11 protein-coding genes are annotated in these 19,316 nt (G+C 40.4%); all 11 read right to left on the bottom strand.

Annotated elements, in window-relative coordinates; genetic code table 11:
- Positions 1-84 precede the first annotated feature (84 nt).
- On the bottom strand, positions 85-1,119 hold the full coding sequence (locus PQ461_RS10835; protein ID WP_274205524.1) for a DUF4097 family beta strand repeat-containing protein: 1,035 nt from the start codon (positions 1,117-1,119) through the stop codon (positions 85-87).
- 62 nt (positions 1,120-1,181) lie between these two features.
- On the bottom strand, positions 1,182-3,605 hold the full coding sequence (locus tag PQ461_RS10830) for an ABC transporter permease (RefSeq protein WP_274205523.1): 2,424 nt from the start codon (positions 3,603-3,605) through the stop codon (positions 1,182-1,184).
- A gap of 11 nt (positions 3,606-3,616) precedes the next feature.
- Positions 3,617-3,862: a hypothetical protein gene (locus PQ461_RS10825; protein WP_274205522.1), complete on the bottom strand. Its 246-nt coding sequence runs from the start codon at positions 3,860-3,862 to the stop codon at positions 3,617-3,619.
- A 137-nt stretch (positions 3,863-3,999) separates the two neighbouring features.
- Entirely contained in the window at positions 4,000-5,034 is a 1,035-nt protein-coding gene (locus PQ461_RS10820; RefSeq protein ID WP_274205521.1) for a DUF4097 family beta strand repeat-containing protein, read from the bottom strand.
- 35 nt (positions 5,035-5,069) lie between these two features.
- A complete protein-coding gene (locus tag PQ461_RS10815; protein WP_274205520.1) occupies positions 5,070-7,451 on the bottom strand; it encodes an ABC transporter permease in 2,382 nt (793 codons plus the stop codon).
- An 11-nt stretch (positions 7,452-7,462) separates the two neighbouring features.
- Positions 7,463-9,874 (bottom strand): ABC transporter permease, encoded by a 2,412-nt coding sequence (locus PQ461_RS10810; protein WP_274205519.1) that lies wholly within the window; start codon positions 9,872-9,874, stop codon positions 7,463-7,465.
- A 21-nt stretch (positions 9,875-9,895) separates the two neighbouring features.
- Positions 9,896-12,268, bottom strand: a complete 2,373-nt coding sequence (locus PQ461_RS10805) for an ABC transporter permease (protein WP_274205518.1) — start codon at positions 12,266-12,268, stop codon at positions 9,896-9,898.
- Position 12,269: 1 nt separating this feature from the next.
- Positions 12,270-14,657: an ABC transporter permease gene (locus tag PQ461_RS10800; protein ID WP_274205517.1), complete on the bottom strand. Its 2,388-nt coding sequence runs from the start codon at positions 14,655-14,657 to the stop codon at positions 12,270-12,272.
- Positions 14,658-14,746: 89 nt separating this feature from the next.
- Positions 14,747-17,104, bottom strand: coding sequence for an ABC transporter permease (locus tag PQ461_RS10795; RefSeq protein ID WP_274205516.1), 2,358 nt, complete (start codon positions 17,102-17,104; stop codon positions 14,747-14,749).
- A gap of 41 nt (positions 17,105-17,145) precedes the next feature.
- Positions 17,146-17,823, bottom strand: coding sequence for an ABC transporter ATP-binding protein (locus tag PQ461_RS10790; RefSeq protein WP_274205515.1), 678 nt, complete (start codon positions 17,821-17,823; stop codon positions 17,146-17,148).
- A gap of 127 nt (positions 17,824-17,950) precedes the next feature.
- Positions 17,951-19,204: an efflux RND transporter periplasmic adaptor subunit gene (locus PQ461_RS10785; RefSeq protein ID WP_274205514.1), complete on the bottom strand. Its 1,254-nt coding sequence runs from the start codon at positions 19,202-19,204 to the stop codon at positions 17,951-17,953.
- Positions 19,205-19,316: the final 112 nt, after the last annotated feature.

The raw sequence follows: 19,316 nt of genomic DNA, 5'->3' as shown, positions 1-19,316 counted from the left end.
TACAGCAATACGATATAAAGAGCCGCTAAATAAAAAACCGCCTCATAATTGCTTATGAGACGGCCACATTAATTAATTACTATATTAGTTAAATTTAAGGTTGACGCGGCCACCGCTTGCATCAGCACGAACTGATATGCCACCGCCATTTATTTTACCGCGAATATGGTCGCGTTCTTTATCACCATTAAAATTACTTAAAGACTCGCTGCCCACACTATTGCCGGTTAAGTCAACATCATAGCCTTGCTTTGATGGCAGCACCAGATCAATATGACCGGCACTTGCTTCAAGTTTTACATACTTGCCAACCTGGTTAAACTGTGCATGTAAACTGCCTGCACTTGTAGATGCATTAAGGCTGCAAGACAGATTATCCAGGTTAATGCTGCCGCCGGATGTACCTGTCACCAGTTCTCCTGCTATTTTACCGCCGCGGATGCTACCACCACTGGTTTCGGCTTTTATGGTGCCACTTAAATTGTTAAGGTTGATGGAACCGCCCGATGTTTCCAGCCTGATATTACCCTGGCAGCTTTCAGCATCTATACTACCACCGCTGGTTTCCAGGTCAACATTGTCTTTAGCGTTTGATACATGTATACTGCCACCACTTGTTTCTCCTTTAACCATGCCAGCTACACGATCGATGTACAGACTGCCGCCACTGGTTTCAAAACGTTCGTTACCGATAAGGTTATCAATATGGATGCTGCCGCCGCTGGTGTTAAGGTTGCTTGCTGTTCTTTGCGGAACGTAAACCTTAAATGAGATACTTACCGAGTTGCCACCCCAGTTAAAATTACGCTTCGACTTTGCGGTGGCATGCAATTCGCCGTCGTGTGATTCAATTACAAGGGAGTAATCTTTGTCAATTCGTTTTTGAGCTTCTTCTTTACTAAGGTTGTTGCCATTGTTTCCGGTCACATATACTTCTATGCGTGGTTGTTCGGCTGCCGATCCGCTGACGGTGATACTGCCGCCGCTGGTGTTTACAAAAACTTGTTTTATGCCTTCACCCTTTAAAGATTTGGTATAGAATGGCTGTTGCCCGTTTGATTGAGCATGAGCTAAATAGCCCTGGCCTATTAAAGCCAGCAAAATAAGGTTCGTCTTCATGGTTGTATAGTTTTAGATCTCAGACGCAGCTTTATGATAATAGGTTGCATCCAATTATTATATTATTCTGTTTTGAGGCTTTTAACAGGGTTGGATAACGCAGCACGAACTGCCTGTACACTTATAGTGAGCAAAGCAATTACCAGGGCTATACCTGTGGCAAATAAAAATACCCACCAATGTATGTCTATGCGGTATGCAAAACTTTGCAACCATTTGTGCATAAACCACCAGGCCACCGGAAATGCGATTATCGATGCAAGCAGTACTAATTTAACAAATTCGCGAGATATCAGGATCACAATACCGCTTACACTTGCTCCAAGTACTTTGCGGATACCAATTTCCTTTGTACGCTGCATAATCACCATTACTGACATGGCCAGTAAGCCGATACATGAGATAAGAATAGCAATGATGGCCGCACTAATGTAAATGGTAGATAAGCGTTTTTCGCTACGGTACTGCTTCTCTGTATTTTCATTTAGCCATGTGCCTGAAAATTCAGTATTTGGAAAAGTAGTATTCCAGATTGCTTTAATCTGGTTAAATGATTGTTGCAGGTTATTGGGTTTTAGACGCACAAATATGTAATTAACCGGAAAATCTTTACTCATGGTTAAACTTAGCGGTTGTACATCTTCATGCAGTGAGCGGAAATTGTAATCTTTCACAATACCAACTACCTGCATAGGCGGCCGACCGTCCATCATTGGTAAAAAGGAACCCAATACATTTTTACCGCCATTTATCTGCGCTGCCATTTTTTCATTGATAATGAGATTATTGCTATCAGCGGCAAACTCACGAGAAAAATCGCGGCCATTGACCAACTTAATGTCGAGCGTTTTCAGAAAGTCGTAATCCACCCGCTGCAAATGGCTGCGTACATCATGCCCGTTGTAGGTGAAATTAATAATAGATGTAAAAGTTGATCCATCTGCTCCGCGGCCCAGATTGTTATAAGCGCCTGATATTGCTACCACGCCTGGCTGGCCGTTCATCTGGTTGCGGAACAAACTTAATGCCTGTTCACCGGATACGCTTTGCCCTACAGGGATACTTAAAACTTCTGTTTTATTGTAACCAAGAGGTTTGTTTTGCAGATATTTGATTTGCTGCCATGTGATCAGTGTACAAATAGTTAACAACGTTGCTATAGAAAATTGCACTACAAGTAATACATTGCGCACCTTACCTGGTTTAGCGGTATTTAAACTGCCTTTTAAAACCATTACTGTTTTATAGCGCATCATTAATAAGGCCGGGTAAAAGCCTGCAACTACTGTTATTAGCAGGAAAATGCCTATACCGGACAGTAGTTGAACCGGTTGGAGCAGCATTTGTAATGATATATTACTGCGAAAAGTTGCCTTAAAGCCCGATAACACCAAAGCGGACAAACCAACACCGGCAAGCATAGATATCAGGCACACCATAAGGGTTTCAATCCAAAATTGTGTAAGCAATTGCCACTTACCGGCACCAAGCGTTTTACGAACACCAACTTCACGGGCACGTGTAAACGAGCGCGCCACAGACAGATTTACAAAGTTGATACAGGCAATTATTAAAATAAATACAGCAATAACCAATAAAGCAATCACGTAGGTTTTGCTTATCGGCGCTCCGTTAATTCCGCTTATTTCAGTGTTAAAATGATTATTAGCATAAGGACTGACGTTAAGTGATTCGCGTTCACCAGAAGGAAGGGGTTTAGCACCATCGCGTTTTAGATTTTCCAGGTCACTTTTAAAATATTTACTTACAAAGCCCTTGAGCTTACTTTCAAAACCAGCCGTATTAACATTATCTTTTATTTGCAGGTAAACCACGTTATTGCGGTTATCCCAAACTTTTGACTCCTGTAAATAGCTGGGCATATTTTCAAAACGGACAATAATATCCGTGTTTTGGCTTGAATTTACCGGATAGTCATCCATTACTGCACTCACGATAAACGGATGCTGCGCATTGTCGTATTTTAGTGAAATGGCTTTCCCTACTGCATTTGTACTACCAAATATTGCCTTAGCGGCAGATTTGGTAATTACTGCATCATTCATTTCCGCAAGCCCCTTTTTGTTACCTGAAATTATGGGGTAGGTAAAAATATTAAAGTAATCAGCATCAGTAAATACAAGCCCTTGGCTTATCTCTTTATCATCGTATTTAACAATGGCGCTTGTACCTACTACACGAGTTATGTATTTAACCTCCGGATATTCTGCCTTTAATGCCGGCGACAAGGGAATAGGCATAGAAGATGCTTTTTCAATACCATCAGTACGGCTTACTGTAAAGTAAGCCTGGTAAATGTTATCCAGATTCTTGTTGAACTTATCGAAACTAAACTCAAAGTAAACGGTAAGCAGCAACAAGGTAGAACAGGCTACCGCTACTGCCAGGCCCACAATATTCATTGCATTAAATACACGGCCTTTAAGCAGGTTGCGCCATGCTGTTTTGATGTAGTTTTTTAACATGCTGAAATGGTTTAGTTGATGCCTAATGAATCGGTAACGTGACGTTTAATAGAATCTTTTTGCGCTGACGTAAGGCCCTTTACATTATAAGTGTGTGAAAATCTAACCAGCTTTCCGTTTTTAGTGGCTGAGATTTTTACATGCATTGTTTTGCCATTGTCAGAAATGCTTTTGCTGATATTTTCCTGCTTTGATGATTTTTGCGCACTTGCCTGTAAGGTAAAACAAGCGCAGGCTATGTAAAGTATCTTTTTCATATCAAATATTCTTGTACTAATTTGATATGACAAGATTGTACCAAAATAATAAGTTCCTGATTATAAACTATTTAAAAACTAAATTAAGTTAAAAAGCGTACGCTTACATAACAAGCAATTGTTCGCTTTTGATACAATCAGATAAACTTCAGCTTTAATTCTCCTTCGTTAACCTGCACCTCGATTGGAATGCCGCCGCCATAAACTGCGCCTATTAATTTCAAGCCGTCATTATTGCCTTTAAAAGTGCGGGGTAAGTCTGTAGCTGTGATCTTCTTTGCATTCATGTTCATGTCGAAGCCTTTTTTTGCAGCTAACTGAATATTTGCGTCACCGTGTGCAACATTAATTTTTATTGCCTTGCATGGAATCGTCAGTTCGGCATTAACATTTCCTTTAGTGCTGGTCGCTATTAAATCGCACGACATCCGCTTTAATATAATATCCCCCCGGTTGGTGGTGATTGTAAACTTGCCGTTGATCTGATCGCCTTGTATGTTACCCGCAGTAGTAGTGGCATCGATAATGCCTTTTAACCGGCTCAAGTTAATATCGCCTTTACCAGTGTTCAATCTGGTGTTTCCGTAGCAGCCTTCAGCAACCACATCTCCACCGATAGTGGTAATATCAATATCAGGACCTGAGTTGGATATATTAACCAAACCACCATCTGTACGCCCTTTAACGTTGCCGTTAATAGTCTCCAAGTTAACCGCACCGTTAGTTGTAAAATTTTGGTCGCCGGTTAAATTCACCAGGTTAATGCTACCTACTTTTGAATTAAGGTTACACATTACCGAACGTGGTACAAATATTTTGAAAGAAATACTTAACGCTTTTTTCCAGTTACTGTCGCCGTATTTGCATGATGCAGACACCATCAACTGGTGATCTTTAACCATCATATCAATGGCATAATCCTGCTTTACCATCTGCCTTACCTGCTCAATGGGCATGGTAGCTTCGTTAATGGCATCAACGTACACTTCTATCGAAGGCTTGTTGCTGGTGCCGATTACTGATATATTACCTGAAAGCGTTTTAACGGTTACACTACGTATCGTTTGCCCTTTTATCTCTTTAACAATAATAGGTTCATTGGCCCAGTTAACTTGTGCCGATGCCATGCCACAGCATAGCATCAGCAAGCAAATGGTGATAATGGCTCGCATGGGATTTCGGTTGAGCCATAAATATCCGAAATTATTTAATCATTTCTAAGCGCTTTTACCGGGTTACTAAGCGCAGCCTTACCCGACTGCAAGCTTACCGTTACAAAAGCGATCAGCACAGTTAATAAGCCAGCAACTACAAACAGGTACCACGGTATTTGTATACGAAATGCAAAATCCTGCAACCATTTATTCATTATAAACCATGCAATTGGCGAAGCAATCAATATAGCAATCAGTACCAACTTCAGGAAGCTCTTTGATAACATCAGCATAATGCTGCTTACAGAAGCACCTAATACTTTTCTGATGCCAATTTCTTTGGTGCGATTAACAACTGAGTAAGCGGTTAAAGCAAACAAACCTAAACAGGCCAATAATATGGCAAGCGCCGAAAAGGTTTTAAATATGGCTGCGGTACGTTGTTCACTAACATAAATTGCATTGTAATCGTCATCTATAAAATGGAACTCAAACGGCCGGTTATTAACTTCATGCTTCCATATTGATTCCACTGTTTTTAGCACTTTAGGCATATCATCAGTTGAGACTTTAAGAAATATGTTGTTGGTGTTAGATTTATCAAGAAAAATGATCAATGGGGTAATAGGTTGATGTAAAGATTGAAAGTTGAAATCTTTAACAACGCCTTTCACTATACCATCCTGGCCTTTATTAATTGTTTTACCGATGGCCTGTTCCGGTGTCCATCCTAAAGCTTTGGCCGCACTTTCGTTGATGATAAAAGTGTTACGGTAGTTTTTGCCTCCGTTGGTTGTATCCAATTGCAGCAAATCTGCATGGGTGAAATTACTACCCGCCAGTAGTTTGATATCAAATAACGGCACATAATTTTCGTCGGCAGGTATAGCATTTACAAGTGTTTTACCCCCCTCTTGAGATGTAATATCATCGCCCCATTGTACTACTACAGGAGATGAATTAGCTACGCTTACCTGTTGTACGCCCGGTATGTTAGCGAACTGGGTTTTTAAAGTATTAACAGCGCCGTAAATCTGCCAGTCGAGCGGCAGGGCGATAATATTATTACGCTTATAGCCAACATCTTTAGTTTGTATATAATTAAGCTGCTTGCTAATAACCGCTGTTGACAGGATCAGAAAGAACGAGATAACAAACTGAAATACGATAAGCGACTGTTTAACTGATGAATTACCCGTAAATGAAAATCCTGATTTAAGCAGCTTAGCCAATTTTACATTTGATAACAACAGCGATGGGTACGAACCTGAGACAACACTCATTATGATGCTTAACACTATTAATGCTGAAATTACCACAGGATTGAAGAAATCTTCGGTTGTGAATTTCTTTCCGGCTATTAGATTAAATTGAGGCAATAACATATAGGCCAGTATCAAAGAAAGCACCATGCCTATAGCTACAAACATGATAGATTCGCCAATAAACTGCCTGAATAATTGTGCCTGGCCTGCTCCTAAAACCTTGCGTATACTTATTTCAGCGCTCCTGTTGGCCGACTGGGCTACAGCCAGGTTAGTATAGTTAACTGCTGCGATAAACAGGGTCAATAATGCAATACTGAATAAAATGTAGATGTAAACAATACTACCATTAGGTTCGAAACCTGCATTTGGCGAATGCAAGTGGACATCCTTTAAATGCTCAATATTTATCTTAAGGAATGCCCCTCCTGTCATTTTCAGTTCTCCGGCGCTTACATTTTGCATATAGGCGTTTATCTGCTTTTGGAGTGGTTGTACATCCGCAGGCGACTTCAATAACAGGTAGGTGATATAATTTGCCGTAAACCATTGTTCGGGGCTTTTTGCAGCCGATAGCAAGTTGAACGGCAACACCATATCAAACTGCATCTGTGAGTTTGACGGTGTATTTTTAGCGATACCGCTTACTGTATAAAATTTATTATCTGATTTGATCACCTTTCCTAAAGCATCCTGATTGCCGAAGTACTTTTTAGCAATTGCTTCTGTAATTACAATCTTATCAGGGCTGTTTAAGGCGGTATTGGGGTTACCTTCGATCAAAGGAAAACTAAACACTGAAAAGAAAGGCTCATCGGCATACATTACATTTTCACTGAACAACTGGCCGTTGTTGTTGAACGTCTTTGCCGATTTCATCGTCCTCACATACTGCTCAACTTCCGGAAACTCTCTTTTAAACTGGGGGCCGTCTTTGGTGCCGGTATTAGCGGTTGATTCTACGCTTGTACCGTAGCTGTATTGCATGGTAAGGCGTACAATGCGGTCAGCATTTTGATGGAAGCTATCATAGCTTAATTCGTTATAAAGGTAAATACCGATCAGAAGGCAACTTGTTAAACCAGCTGTTAATCCGATGATGTTTACAAAAGAATAAAGCTTATTCTTTTTGATCTTTCTCCAGGCAATTTTGAAATAATTCTTTAACATAAGTTTATAGATTATTCGCTACGTAAACTTTTAACAGGATTAGCTAATGCAGCTTTCACTGCATTAAAAGAGATGGTAAATAGTGCAACAATTATGGCTATTAAACCGGCCAGCACAAAAGACCACCAGTTAATTGGCGTATGATAGGCAAATCCCTGCATCCATTTAGATACACCGTACCATGCCAGCGGTGAAGCAATGACAATGGCAATGATCACCAGTTTTAGAAAATCATATGACAGCAGTGCTACAATTCGGCTTACCGAAGCGCCAAGCACCTTACGCACGCCAATTTCTTTGGTGCGCTGTGCAGTAGTATGTATCACCAGCCCAAGCAGGCCCATGCAACTGATGAAGATAGCAATATCAGTAGCCCAGGTTAATAACCGGGCTGTATTTTGCTCAGATTCGTAAAACCTGGCAATTTGCTCATCTAAAAAGTTGTATTCAAAATCAACATCAGGATAAAGCTTTTGCCATTGACCTCTGATTGCAGTAATGGCTGAACTAACATTATCTGCGGTGGTACCTGGTTTAAACTTAATATGCAAAGTGTAAAAATTATCTTTTTCTGCATTAAATATTAAAGGGGCTATAGCTACATGCAGCGATGAAGAATTGAAATTGGAAACAACGCCGGCAATTTGCATCTGTCTATTCCAGATATTGATGGTAGCACCAATGCCTTCTTGCGGATGTTGAAACCCTAAGGCTTTAACAAATGATTCATTAACAACTATGGCATGCAAACTATCACTTAGCTGTAAGTATTTTCCAGCTAATAATTTGATGTGATAGAATTTAAAGTATGACTCATCGCCCTGTTTCACTTCCGGAGATAGTTCTATTTTATTTTTGCCGTTATTGTAATTCAGTGAGGTCATTGAATAGCCGTTTCTCGCCGGTGGCGGACCTGCAAGTACTGCCTGGTCAACCTGGGGTAACGATTTTATCTGATCTTGAAAGACATCATTATTATGGTTTTTGTACGGTAGATCAATAATAACAATGCCATTTTTATCAAAACCTAAATCCTTGTTAAGCATATAATGAATTTGCTTGCTTACAATGATAGTACCAATAATGAGTACCTGAGCCGCAATAAATTGCACCACCGTAAGCGATTGTCGCAGTAAAACATTACGGCCTTTTCCATTTGCAGCTACCTGATTTTTAAGTGCCGTAACAGGGTTATAACTTGCCAGTACCAAAGCCGGATATATCCCGGAAATTAACCCAACAACACCTATCAATACAATCGTAAATATTATAACTCCCGGTTGTTGCAGAATATTAAAATGCAGTTCAGGCGGAATAAAATCCGAAAACATTTTTAATAAGAATGGCACCAGCAATAACGATAGAATTGCTGCTATAGATGTGATAACAATTGTTTCGCTAAAAAACTGAAAAATAAGCTGGGACTTTGATCCGCCTAATGTTTTACGTACGCCGATCTCCCTTGCGCGATTAACCGCCTGTGCAGTGGTAAGGTTCACAAAGTTAATACAAGCCAGCAGCAGGATAATACCACCTACAGCAAGCAACCCATATAAAGCTTTAGTATTTGCCTGCCTATGCCCAAACACTCCAAATGCATTATTAAAATGAATATCAGACAAAGGCTGTAATTTAAATTTAGCATGGCCTACATCGCTTTTTACATTTTTAGCATAAATGCTTTGTATCTGTTTTTCAATGTTCTCAGTAGTAGCATTTTCTTTAAGCTTTAAGAACAGCTGAACTTTACCATCAGTATTGGTCCAGTTATTAAGGTTCATACCACTTGGAAAACCTGTTTTTAAAGAGATAAAATCTTTAAAAGTAAAGTCCGTATTCTCGATAAAATCGGCTATTACACCTACAACAGTTGTCTTAACCGAATCATTGTATACAATCAATTTACCAATAGCATCCTGCGGATTTACAGCATTAAAATACAGTTTTGCCCGGCTTGCAGAAAGCACAACTTTATTGGGTTCGTTCAAAGACTTTGGCGATCCTGCCAACCATTTGTATTTAAAGCAATTGAAATAGCGGCTATCAGTGTAAACAATATCAGGTTGCTTTTTAAAGACTTTACTCTTTTCACTTGGCGTTTGAATAGCAGCCTTTGTTTCTTCTCCTAATACGAAAGGCGCAGTCGCTTCCATACCCGTTAGTTCCTGCCCAGCTGCATCCTGTAAAGGCAATGGCACAGCTGCAGTATTACTACTGAAGTTGGCAAAACGCATGGTAGTAACAACCCGGTAGATACGGTTACCATCCGGATGAAATTTATCGAAAGTGAGATCGTGGTTAACGATTAGATATATCACTAAAGCTGCACTGATCCCAATAGATAAACCAACAATGTTGATCAGCGAAAAAAGAAGGTTGTTTTTAAAACTACGGATGGTGGTCTTAAAATAATTATACAACATAATGCAAGCGGTTAAGGTTACTTATTCGTTTCTTAAACTTTTAACAGGATTGGCCAATGCTGCCCTTAATGCATTATAACTTATGGTAAGCACTGCTATTAAGGTTGTAAGTACAGCCGCCAGTACAAAAATCCACCATTGCATAGAAATGCGATAAGCAAAATTCTGCAGCCATTTATTCATTAGAAAATACCCTACCGGCATAGCAATTATTGTCGCAATTAATACAGGTTTCAGAATGTCCTTTGATAACAGGATAATAATATTTTGTACCGAAGAGCCAAGCACCTTCCGTACGCCTATCTCTTTCGTCCGCTTAGCTGCGCTGAAAGATGCCAGCCCGAATAAGCCTAAGCAGGCAATAAATATGGCCACCCCGGCAAATGCACTTAAAATAGTTTGCTGACGGATATCTGAGCGATAGGCCTTATCAAATTGCTGGTTAAGGAAACTGTATTCAAATGGATAAACAGGCGCCACCTGTGCGTAAGCCTGTTTAATGGCTTCCATACCGGCTTTAATATTACCTGCTTTTATTTTGATAACTGCTACGCGGCTGTCTTCTGCCTGGGTGATCACCAACGGATCAAGTGTTTGCTTAAGTGAAAGATAGTTGAAATCTTCTACCACGCCTACAATATGCCTGCGTACCGAATCACGGTAGGTATTTTTTATCCATTTACCAACAGCTTGATCGGGGGTAAATCCTAAATCTTTTGCTGCTGTTCTGTTGATTATGGCGGCTTCTGCACTGTCTGTAGCAAACTGGCGGGAAAAACCACGGCCTGCAATTACTTTAAGGCCTAATGTTTTAAGATATTCGGCGTCTGTGTATGATGTTCTTGCACGCCATGTAGCAGGTTTATCTTCTACCTCAAATCCGTTGGTATCATAAAATCCACCGGGTTCGCCGGCCATTAATGAAACCGATTCGATGTTGCCGTTATTTTCGAGAACAGAATGAAAAAGGCGGCGGTGGTTGTAAATTTCGTCGTTATCTATCCTTACAGTTACCAGTTGATCCTTGTCATAGCCCAATGATTTATTTTTTACATAACTCATCTGTTTCATGATCACAATGGTGCCGATGATCAGCATTACAGAAATACTGAACTGTACCACCACAAGCGATTGCCTGAAAAATGAAGCGCCCTTGCCAAACTTTAATTTCCCTTTCAAAGCCTGTATTGGTGAAAAAGCAGATATAAATAAAGCCGGGTAACCACCGGATACAAAACCCACAATCAGTACTAAAGAAAGCAGGAAAAGATAAATCGGTGCTGATGTCCACTGTACCGTTAACTCGTAGCCAAGTATGCTGTTGTACCAGGGCATCAATAAAAACAATAATCCGATAGCTAGCACACATGATATTAAGGTTAACAGGATAGACTCACCAATAAACTGCATCATTAAATGATTACGCAGCGCACCTAAAACTTTTCGTAACCCTACTTCTTTCGACCGCTCGGCAGCCCTGATGGTTGACAGGTTCAAAAAGTTGATACATGCAATGAGCATGATGAGCACCGCTACAGAAATAAAGATATATACTACCTTTTTATCGCCATGCTTAACGCCATCAAACACTACACCTTCCTCAAAATAAATATCTTTTAATGGGGTTAAAGCAAGGTCGAAGTTTACGCGCATATGCTCCATATCCTTACGCATGTATTTTTGCATAAATGCCGGGAAGGTGCGCTCTAATTGCTCAGGTTTTACACCTGGCTTTAACTGCATATAGATATAGGAATTGTTATTAGCCCAAACATTAAAAAACGGCTCATGATAGAAGTTTGATAACGGCATAATCACATCAAAATACAGATGCGAATTTGAGGGAACATCTTTTGCAATACCTGTCACCTTATATTGGTACTGCTTATCAACCTTAACAACCTTACCCATTGGATCAGCGTTGCCAAAATATTTTTTAGCAGTAGATTCTGTCAGGACAATACTTTTCGGCTCCTTTAATGCGGTTAAAGCATTGCCCTTAATCAGCTGAAAGCTGAACATCTTAAAAAAATCAGCATCTGCGTAAAAGATATTGCGTTCGGTAAATGACTTTTCGCCGAATGTGATCAGGTCGTTAGATGGTAATATGGCTACCAGGTCTTCTATCTGGTTGGCATAATCATTACGTAAGGCATTACCATAAGGACCCGACATGTAAGGGGCAGGTGGCTTTGCGGGGTCGTAACCGCGCATTACCCTATAAATATTCTTTCCATTCTTATGAAAACTATCATAACTGAACTCGTTTAAAACATAAACGAAGATCATTACACATACGGTGATCCCAATAGTTAAACCCAGTATGTGGATCAGCGAGAATACTTTGTTTTTATAAAGATTTCTCCAGGCAATTTTGATGTAATTCTTAAGCATTTTATTCGCTCCTTAAACTTTTAACCGGATTTATTAATGCTGCTTTTATAGATTGGAAACTGATAGTTATAAAAGCAATGATAACAGCGGCAGAACCCGCAGCAGCTATTACCCACCATTGTATGTTTTGCCTGTAAGCATAACTTTCCAGGAAGAACTTCTGCATAAACCACCAGGCCAACGGTGCTGCCAGTATAATGGCAATAAATACCAGTTTGATAAAATCTTTCGAAAGCATGGTAACAATGGAGGTAACGCCCGCTCCCAACACTTTGCGGATGCCAATTTCTTTATTACGTTGCTCCGCTGAATAGGCAGCAAGGCCAAACAGACCAAGGCAGGCTATAATAATGGCGAAAGAAGTAAAGGCTACGCAAATGACACCTACACGCTGTTCACTGCGATAGATCTCGTCAAAATCCTGATCCATAAAGGAGAAGGAGAAAGACTGGTTGGGTGACAGTTCTTTCCATTTGCGCTCTATCTGGCTTAACATTCCTTTTACATCTTTAGTACTTATCCGAACGTTAAGTGAGCCTTCATTTTTGCCATAGGTAAGAATTAGCGGTGTTACATTCTCCCTGAGGCTGTTGAAGTTAAAATCTTTAATAATACCGATTATCTTATATTTCCCGATTTTTTTCATTTCATTGTCAAGCGGCTCGTATAAAAATTGGTTCAAATTGTTTTTGCCACTAAGCATTTTAATAGCTGATTCGTTTAAGATCAGCGACATCGAATCGGTAGCCATATCTTCAGAAAAGTTCCGCCCTGCTATCAGGTGCATACCCATGGTTGGCAGGTAATTGGCATCCACCGTCCATATCTGGCTGTTTAGCGCACTTTTTGAATCAAAAACAGGTGATGTATAAATGGTACTGTTGTTCCTGCTACCCGCAGTAGGTGTGTAAGATGTTAAAGAAGCATCGGTAACGCCGGGTAGTTGTTTTACCTCCTGTTTAAACGTTTCTGCCTGTGTACCCAGAACGTGTGCGTGCTTAATGACTAAAACCTGTTCGCGTTTAAAACCTAGATCTTTGTTCTGAATATATTTTAACTGGTTGTAAATGGCCAGTGTGCCTATAATCAGGAAAATGGAAATGAAGAACTGGAAAATCACCAATGCGCTTCTCAAATTGCCATTTTTGAAACCACCTGAAAGTTTACCTTTTAATACAGCTATCGGTTGAAAGCCGGACAAAAAGAAGGCCGGATAAGATCCTGCGAGGCATCCAACAAAAACCACAATTAAAGTAAGTGTGGGCAATAACCAGGCTACGGCTTTTAACGTAACGCTCATTTCCTTACCAGCCATTTGATTAAATAACGGCAGGGCCAGCCATGCACCCGCGGCTGCTATTAATGTTGCGATAAGTGTAATGAGTATAGATTCTGTCAGGAACTGAAATATAAGATCTTTCCTTGCAGAGCCTAAAACTTTACGCACCCCTACTTCACGCGCACGGTTTGCAGAGCGTGCGGTAGACAGGTTCATGAAATTGACGCAGGCAATAATCAGGATGAAGATGGCAATAGCAGAAAAAATGTATACATACTGGATATTTCCGTTCTCTCCGATCTCTGCCACCCGGTTAGATTTCAGGTGAATATCTAATAACGGTGTTAAGCTAAAACGGAAATAATTTCCTTGCTTTTCCAGGTCATCTAAACTTAAGTGTAAAAACTCCTGTAACTCTGCGTTGGAATGCCTTCTGATCAGATCTGGAAATTTGTTTTCAACCGCTTTTACAGATGCACCAGGTTTCAGCAGCATGTAGGTTTGAAAATTGTTACTTAGCCAGGTGGTTTGTTTACTCTCTGGCAGCGATTCCATCGATAGGAAGATATCAAATCTGAAGTGTGATTGCCGGGGTATATCCTTTATAACCCCAGTGATTTTATAATTTGCTGTATCGTTTAGAACAAGGGTTTTACCTACCACGTCTGTACGGTCAAAATACTTTTTGGCCAGCGTTTCATTAATTACCACGGTATGCGGGGCCTTAAGGGCGTCGGCAGATGATCCATCTACAAAGGGCAGGGTAAAAATGTTAAAGATGGCAGGGTCTGCAAAAGTTACCCTGTCTTCCTGTATATCCTGGTTGCCTTTCTTAACACGGAAACTTCCGATCTGGCGAAAACGTGCTGCATTTTCTACCTCGGGAAATTCGCTTACTAAAGCTGCGGCAGTCGGTGCAGGTATAACGGCATACGAATCAGCATGCCCGCCAAATTTGATATCATTATTTAGGCGATAAATGCGATCTGCTTTTGTATTATACCGATCATAACTGAGTTCATCTACTACATAAAACACTATGAGCAGGCAAACGGCCAGGCCCAGTGCCAGCCCAAATACATTGATGAAGGTGAAGCCTTTGTTTTTCATTAAGCTTCTGAACGCTGTTTTTAAATAGTTTTTAAACATAAAACCTTCTTAATAGATTGACTTTTGACCTGTATGTAGATTGGCTTAACTTATTCGCTCCTTAAACTTTTAACAGGATTAGATGTAGCTGCTTTTATCGCCTGGAAACTTACTGTTGCCAATGCAAGTACAATGGTGACCGTCCCGGCAGCCAGAAATACCCCCGCACCGATTGTAATACGATATGAATAGCTATTAAGCCACTCCCTCATGGTTAGCCATGCAATAGGAGCCGCAATAGCAAACGAGATCAAAACCAATTTCAGGAAATCAAACGATAACAGGGTGGTAATACGTGTTACAGAAGCGCCTAATACTTTACGCACGCCTATTTCTTTCATCCTGTTCTGTGCCATATAAGTGGCCAGGCCAAATAAGCCCAAACACGAAATAAAGATGGTTAGCCCGGCAAATAAACCACCAAGGGTACCTAACTTTTGTTCGTTCTTAAATTTTTCTGCGTAATCTTCGTCAACAAACTTGTATTCGAAAGGGTAATCAGGGTTGTATTTCTTAAACACATCTTCAGCCAGTTTCAGGTTTTGTGCAGTAGAATGTGCCGGATTTAATTTGTAGTGAATTACGTTGAACCAAGAGGCAGGCCCTTGTATAATCATCGGAGAAACAGGTTCATAAGGAGACCCAATAATAAAATCTTGAACAACCCCTACAATATGCCAGGTGTGATCGTCTTTTTTAATGAGCTGGCCTATCGGGTTTTTGAAGCCCATTGCTTTAGCAGCAGCTTCATTTAATACTGCTGCACTTGAGTCGGTAGGAAAAGTTTTCATATCTATATCCCTACCCTGTGCTACTTTTAAACCCAGCGTTTTTACAAAGTTGCCATCACTGTTAAAAATAACAAAGTCTATTTTAGATCCAGGCTGTTTACCACTCCAGTCTACACCCCAGCTGTCGCTCCATCTTTGTGTAATGGGCGAGCCTGTTTTTGTAACCCCTACAGCAGCACCGCTATTAATCAGGTCCTCTCTTATGGCGTTATAATGTTTACTTATTTCCCCGGTCATCATGGTGTAAACCAGGTTATCCTTTTTGTACCCATTGTCACGCTGCTGAGCGTAATCTATCTGTCGCTTAATTACTATGATGTAAATCACAAAGATTGTGGCGAAGGTAAACTGCATAATTACCAGCAGCTTACGTGGAGTAATTAAAGCATTAGCTGCTTTAAATGTGCCTTTTAGTACGCTTACCGGTTTAAATGACGAAAGATAAAATGCAGGGTAACTGCCTGCTACTATACCCGTAATTAGGATAAATGATATCAACGATAACCAGAAAACCGGGTTGTTGAAAGACAAGCTCAGTTCTTTTTGCGTAAGTGTGTTAAATGCAGGCAACGACAGCAATACTACAATTAGCGCTATAACGCCCGAAATTGCTGCAATAATGATTGATTCGCCTAAGAATTGGCCAATGAGCAAGCGACGGGGCGCACCGGCTACCTTACGTATACCCACTTCCTTGGCACGTTTTTCACTTCGTGCAGTGCTGAGGTTCATAAAGTTGATACATGCAATCAGCAATATAAACAAGGCGATGGCCGCAAATTGCCTTACTGTTGAAATATAGCCGCCTGTGTTTTTACCGTCTACAAACTTTGCATATAGGTGCCATTTGTCTGCGGGCCAAAGAAACACTTCATTCTCCTCAGTGCCTTTGGAGTGTGAACGGGTAATATTTTTTACCTGTTTGTTGAAAGCATCTATATTTACCCCTGGTTTTAATAATACATAGGTAGCTACTGAGTTATTGCCCCAGTAATCATCGTCATATTTTATTTGCTTCATGTACGACCATGGCAGCAAGTAATCAAAATTGAAACTCGTATTGTTAGGTAAGTCTTTTAATAAAGCGGTTACGGTAAAATTGGCATTACTATCAATTTTTACAACCTTGCCAATTACATCTTCAGTGCCAAAAAGCTTTTTAGCCATTTTTTGAGTAACAGCAATCGAATAATTGTCTTTCAAGGCAGTTTTAGCATCACCTTTTAATACCGTAAAATCAAAAACATTTAAGAAACCGGGATCTGTAAAGCCACCACTTATATTAAGCTTTCTATCGCCGTAAGTGAAAAGGAAACCTGCCTGGTTGTATCTTGCCACATCTTCAACCTGTGGGTAATCTGCTTTGATAGTGGGGCCTAATATTTTAGGGGTAGTAGCCCAGCACCATAATTTACCATCAAATTTTGCCCTGTTATAGGCTACGTATATGCGGTCTTTTTTGGGATAACCGCGGTCGAAACTTAATTCATTTTGCACCCATAATAAGATGAGCGCAGCGCTTGCCATACCAATAGTAAGCCCGGCAATATTAATAGCCGAGAATGCCTTATTTTTCCATAAGTTTCTCCAGGCAATTTTGAGGTAATTCTTTAGCATGATGTCGATTCTTTAAGGTTGATAAATGCTATACCTAAACCTTATATCATAATGTTCTCTACCACGGTTTGTCCGTCTAATAACCTGATAATGCGGTGACTGTAACGTGCGTCATGCTCAGAGTGAGTAACCATTACAATGGTAGTACCCTGTTCATTTAAATCGGTAAGTAGTTCCATTACCTCGTTACCGTTACTACTGTCAAGGTTACCGGTAGGCTCATCCGCAAGTATTAATTTAGGCTTGTTAACAACCGCACGGGCTATAGCCACACGTTGCTGCTGACCACCTGATAACTGTTGTGGATAGTGGTTACGGCGGTGCATGATCTGCATTTTATCTAACACCTCTTCTACCCTTTTAACACGCTCTGAAGCTGCTACGCCGGTGTATATCAAGGGCAGTTCTACGTTTTCAAATACGGTAAGCTCGTCAATAAGGTTAAAGCTTTGGAAAACGAAACCTATGTTATGTTTACGCAGGTCTGCGCGTTTGCGTTCGTTAAAATGCGCTACTTCAATATCGTTGAATACATAACTGCCTCCATCCGGATCGTCAAGCATACCCAGTATATTAAGTAATGTAGACTTACCACAACCGGATGGCCCCATAATGGCTACAAACTCGCCCTTCTTTACTTCCATGTTAAGTTTATTAAGCGCAATAGTTTCTACCTCTTCGGTGCGGTAATACTTTTCAAGATTAGTTATTCTGATCATTTAGCCTCCTTACCCATTAAAGGGATGATTTTATTTAGGTTATATTTTATGTTTGTCTCGTGTTATCAGTTTCGAGTTGCGAGTTTTTTGTCTTGTCTCTTGATTCTTGGCTCTTGTTTCTGAGTCTCTATTTCTTCAGCACCAGTTCCTGCATATCTCCGTAGTTATCATAGCTTGATGTTACTACCTTATCGCCTGGTTTCAGTCCCTGTAAAACTTCGTAATAGTCCGGGTTCTGGCGTCCAAGCTGAATATCTACTCGATAAGCTGTTTTACCATCGTCACTTAGTTTGAATATCCAGTTACCACCGGTTTGCTGATAGAAACCACCCTTAGGTACCAGTAAAGCTTGTGTTTCGTCACTTAATGCCAAACGAATTTGTAAGGTTTGCCCGCGGCGGATCGTTTTAGGAACCTCGCCAATAAATTGCATATCTACCTGGAAGCGGCCATTAGTAACCTGTGTAAAGATCTTCTTGATCTTTAGCTTATAAGTCTTGTCACCCAGCGAGAAATCACCCATTAAACCATTGAATATGCGGGTAATGTAATGCTCATCGATATCAACCCGTACCTTATATCCCGATAAGACGTCGATTTGTCCTAAACGTTCCCCTTTATTTTTATTTTGCCCAATTTCTGCATCCATAGAAGTCAACTGGCCATCAATTGGTGCACGAACAGTCAGGTCGGCAACCTTTTGGCGCATCAGCTCCAGCGTCTTTTTCATCTGTGCATACTGTTCGCGCGATTGTGCATCCTGCTGGCGGGTTGATACCGTATCCTGCTTCATGATCTGCATGGTCAGCTTTTTACGGTAAACCTGGTAGTTATAATCGTTTTGCGCTTTTTGCCATTCCTGCGATCCAATAGCTTTTTGCTCATACAGGTGTTTGTCAAGCTTGTAAATACGCTCGGCATCGCGCAGCGAATTATCCACGTCAGCCATCTGGTTTAGCTTGGTCACGGTATTTTGCTGCGCATTGTTATGTGATATCTGCATCTGTGTTTGTGCAGCATATACCTGGGTCTCCTGGTTAGCCAGGTTTAACTCAAGATCTGTGTTCGACAGTTTTAAAATCGGGTCGCCTTTTTTCACTTCGGCACCATCCTCAACATATTTTTGTTCAACACGACCACCTTCAGAAGCGTCAAGGTAGATAGTGGTTATCGGCATTACTACACCATTAACCGGTATAAACTCCTGGAAAGAGCCCTTTTTAATATCGCTTATTGTGATACGCTCTGTATCAACGTTTAACTTACTTTTACCAGATGTAAATAAGATGCTGCCTCCTACCAGTAATACAACAGCGCTTATACCGGCAATCGTCATTATCCGTTTAGTATTCCATGTCTTTTTTTCAATTTTTCTGTCCACAGTAGTAAAGTATAATTTGATTGATCATAGCAAAAACGTATGCCATAAAACAAACATTTGATTTACAATTAGTTATAAATTATTAAATTCTGAATTTTCGTTCGCTTCTGTT

It is taken from the genome of Mucilaginibacter sp. KACC 22063 (genome assembly GCF_028736115.1).
Taxonomy (GTDB): domain Bacteria; phylum Bacteroidota; class Bacteroidia; order Sphingobacteriales; family Sphingobacteriaceae; genus Mucilaginibacter.
This window is presented reverse-complemented; position numbering and strand designations above follow the sequence as displayed.